This is a genomic window from Dokdonella sp. (genome assembly GCF_036518555.1).
Lineage (GTDB): Bacteria > Pseudomonadota > Gammaproteobacteria > Xanthomonadales > Rhodanobacteraceae > Dokdonella_A.
Window position 1 is genome coordinate 1 of record NZ_DATDMY010000147.1, and the last position, 3,233, is coordinate 3,233.

General features: G+C 71.4%; 5 protein-coding genes. 1 reads left to right on the forward strand and 4 read right to left on the reverse strand.

Annotation, left to right across the window (positions count from 1 at the left end):
- The 4 genes from VI238_RS08940 to VI238_RS08955 form a co-directional block, all read right to left on the reverse strand.
- The coding region (locus VI238_RS08940; RefSeq protein ID WP_331650565.1) for a hypothetical protein at positions 1 to 590 on the reverse strand (590 nt) is incomplete at its 3' end.
- Between the two features lie 132 nt (positions 591 to 722).
- Positions 723 to 1,043 (reverse strand): hypothetical protein, encoded by a 321-nt coding sequence (locus VI238_RS08945; protein WP_331650567.1) that lies wholly within the window; start codon positions 1,041 to 1,043, stop codon positions 723 to 725.
- 97 nt (positions 1,044 to 1,140) lie between these two features.
- Positions 1,141 to 2,184 carry an aminopeptidase gene (locus VI238_RS08950; RefSeq protein WP_331650569.1) on the reverse strand — a complete coding sequence of 348 codons (1,044 nt, stop codon included), beginning with the start codon at positions 2,182 to 2,184 and terminating at the stop codon, positions 1,141 to 1,143.
- A gap of 60 nt (positions 2,185 to 2,244) precedes the next feature.
- On the reverse strand, positions 2,245 to 3,009 hold the full coding sequence (locus VI238_RS08955) for an NAD kinase (RefSeq protein WP_331650571.1): 765 nt from the start codon (positions 3,007 to 3,009) through the stop codon (positions 2,245 to 2,247).
- Between the two features lie 15 nt (positions 3,010 to 3,024).
- Between VI238_RS08955 and VI238_RS08960 the strand changes: the two genes are divergently transcribed.
- Positions 3,025 to 3,233, forward strand: a 209-nt coding sequence (locus tag VI238_RS08960) for a hypothetical protein (RefSeq protein ID WP_331650573.1), incomplete at its 3' end; no start/stop codon positions are given.

The window sequence follows — 3,233 nt, forward strand, 5'->3', positions numbered from 1 at the left end:
GGCGGCTGCGCCACGCGGGCACCGCTGGCCGGTGGTTCGGCCGCGCGCGCCGCATCCTGCTCGCTCGCGCCCTCGCAGGCAGCGACGAGTCCGGCCGCGGCCGCGACGGCGACGCGCAAGAGGAACGGCAACGGATACGCGGTCATGGCGCATTGTTCCGCATCGCATCGTGCGTGTCTCCCGTGTCGGACGCCGCGCTGTCGGCTGCGCCGCACCGTTGCCGCTCGCGCGCAGTTCGCCGCGGTTAATCTGCGGTGTTCGACGATCGGCGCCACGACCGGCGCAACCGTCGCCGGCCGCACGACCATCACTGCCGGAGGAAAACCATGCGCCACTACCTCGTCGCCCTCGGCCTGCTCGGATGCGCCGTAGCCGCGAACGCCCAGGATACGAGCAGCACGACCTTCCAGACTCCGAAAGGCGAAGTCACGGTCACGTCCGGCCAGCCGCAGCCACGCCAGTACGGCGCACCGCCGCCGTTCGCGGATCTCGATCGCAGCGGTCGCGGCCAGATCGGTGAGGACGATGCAGCCGCCTATCCTCCGCTCGCAAACGACTTCATCCACGCCGACCTCAATCGGGATGGACATGTCAGCCGCTCCGAATACCAACGCTGGGCCGCGCACCAGTAACGCATCGTGACGAGGCCGCGCGCGCGGCCTCGTCGAGTCCTCGGGCGTCCGATCGGGCGCGCGCGCGCGGTCGGAGCGATCCCGCTCGCGCTACACGCGCACCCAATGGCCGCGATGGAAACGCCAGTACGGCCCGACCCGGGCCCAGCGCGCCGGCGCATAGCGATAGCCCGGACGTGCGACGACCCAGGTGCCGCCCACCCAGACGTGCCGCGTCCCGTTCCAGCGCCAGTAGCCTGGCGCCCAGACGCGGCCCACGCGCACGCCGACGTGCTCGACCCGAAGTCGCGGCGGCGCGACGGCGACGGTGATTCCGGCGACCGCGTGCGCCGCGGCCGGCGCGGCGGCCGCGACGCCCGCGCACGCGATCGAGATGGCGAGACATGCGCGGGCGAGTGCGTGCGTACGCATGATGTTCCTCCGTTCCACGACGGGCGCCATTGCCCTGCCCGACCCCAACGCGCGCGCGCCCGGGCGGTTGACGCCACCGCCGCACGGTTTGCGGCGTTCAGTGCGCGCGCCCGTCCTGCGCGGCGGCCTGCAACGCTTCGAGGCCTCGCTCGCGAATGTCCCGCGGCCGCCGAGCGAGATCGCGCACGCGCGCGTGGAACACGCTCCAGTCGCCGGCGCTTGCGTCGAACAGCGCCGCGAACGCATCCAGCCACCGGTCGTACAGACCGAATGGAACGAGGCTCGCGTTGTTGATCGGCGCCGAGATCCAGGCATCGTAGGCATGATCGCCGTGCCATTCGCCATCGCGCAGTTCGCGCAGGCGGCGGCGAAACGCGTCGATCGCGGCAGCCTTGTCGCGCCGCATCGCGGCGGCGTCGCGCGACGACGCGTACAAGGACCGCAGTCGCTCGCGCAGATCGAGGGCGAGTCGCGTGAACCCGTCATCGTGATCGGGGCCGGCATCCGCGGCGACTCGCCCGTTCGCCGCGCGCCACTCGCGCAGCCCCTCGTCGGCGACGAAGCTGGCGTAGGACTCGTTGAACGCGGTGTCGTCGCGGGCGTAGACCTTCTGGTGGGCGAGTTCGTGGAAGATGACGCGGTCGAGCTCGTCGTCGCCGCCGCGCAGCATGCTCGAGACGATCGGGTCCGCGAACCAGCCGAGCGTCGAGTAGGCCGCGACGCCGCGCACCGCCGTGTCGTAGCCCGCGCGCGCCAGCTCCTCCGCGGCACGCTCCGCCCGGGCGTGGTCGAAGTAGCCGAGGTAGCCGACGCAACCCGCGAACGGGAAGCAGTGCGTCAGCGGCTCGACCGAGAACTCCGGCGCGGCGAACACGCTCCAGGTCACGAACGGCCGATCCAGCTGCACGTAACTCGCGTAGCTGCGGTTGCGCGGCAGGTCGAGTCGATCGCTCGCGAAACGGCGTGCCGCGAGGGCGCCACGCAAACGCTCGCGGACCGACGGATCGAGGCGCACGTCGCCGACGGCGCGCTCGATCGGCTCGCGACGGGCTAGCAAGGCGACCTCGCCGTGGGCGACGTGCGCGTAGTAGCGCAGCGACGAGCAGCCGGCGGCCGCGAGCAGGAGCGGCAGGAGCGGCATCCGCCGCGCGCAGGCGCGCAAGCGCCGCACGAGTCCGCCTGCCGAGGCCGCCTCCATTCGCTACAGCTCGAACTGCTCGTTGAGGATGCGTTCCTCGAGGTTGTGCTCGGGATCGAACAGCAGCGTCACGGTCTGGTCGCGCGACTCGCGGATGAGTACTTCGGTCACGTCGCGCACCTCGTGCGAATCCGCGGTCGCGCTGACCGGGCGCTTGTACGGATCGAGGATCTCGAACTTCACTTCGGTGACCGCCGGCAGGATCGCTCCGCGCCAGCGACGCGGGCGGAACGGGCTGATCGGGGTCAGCGCGAGCAGCTGCGAACCGAGCGGCAGGATCGGCCCGTGCGCGGAGAGGTTGTACGCGGTCGAACCGGCCGTCGTCGACACGAGTACGCCGTCGCAGACGAGCTCCTCGATCTTGCTCACGCCATTGAGCAGTACGCGCACGTGCGCAGCCTGCTTCGTCTGGCGCAGCAGCGAGACTTCGTTGAAGGCCAACGACGTCGTGCTGCTGCCCGCCTCGGTGACCGCTTCCATGAGCAGCGGACGCAACACGGTCGGCTGTGCGTGCTCGATGCGTTCGTCGAGTCGGTCGAGGCCGTACTGGTTCATGAGGAAGCCGACCGTGCCCAGCTTCATGCCGTACACCGGCAGTGCGCGCGCCATGTGGCGGTGCAGCGAACGCAGCATGAAGCCGTCGCCGCCGAGGGCGACGATGACGTCGGCCTGGTCGATCGGCACCTCGCCGTAGCGCGCGACGAGCGCGATGCGTGCAGCGATCGCTTCCTCGGTCTGGGCCGCGACGAAAGCGATGCGTCGTGTCATGCGAAGGGACCGGCAGTGGGCGTCGCCGGATTCTCGACCGTGCGGCGCGACCGGCGCAACCGCCGTGCGGCGTCAACCACTACCCGCGATCGCGCGACGCCGCGGCGACCCCTGCGCCGCCGCGCAGGTGCGTGCGCGGCGGCGGCAACCCGCGGCGAACGTCAGGCCGCCTTCGCGGCCGCCTGCACGAGCTGCGCGAAGCGGCGCAGCGCCACCGATGCGAT

Coding starts and splice junctions, on each gene's coding strand:
- VI238_RS08945 (WP_331650567.1), bottom strand. CDS start 1,043: ATGCGTACGCACGCACTCGCCCGCGCATGTCTCGCCATCTCGATCGCG.
- VI238_RS08950 (WP_331650569.1), bottom strand. CDS start 2,184: ATGCCGCTCCTGCCGCTCCTGCTCGCGGCCGCCGGCTGCTCGTCGCTG.
- VI238_RS08955 (WP_331650571.1), bottom strand. CDS start 3,009: ATGACACGACGCATCGCTTTCGTCGCGGCCCAGACCGAGGAAGCGATC.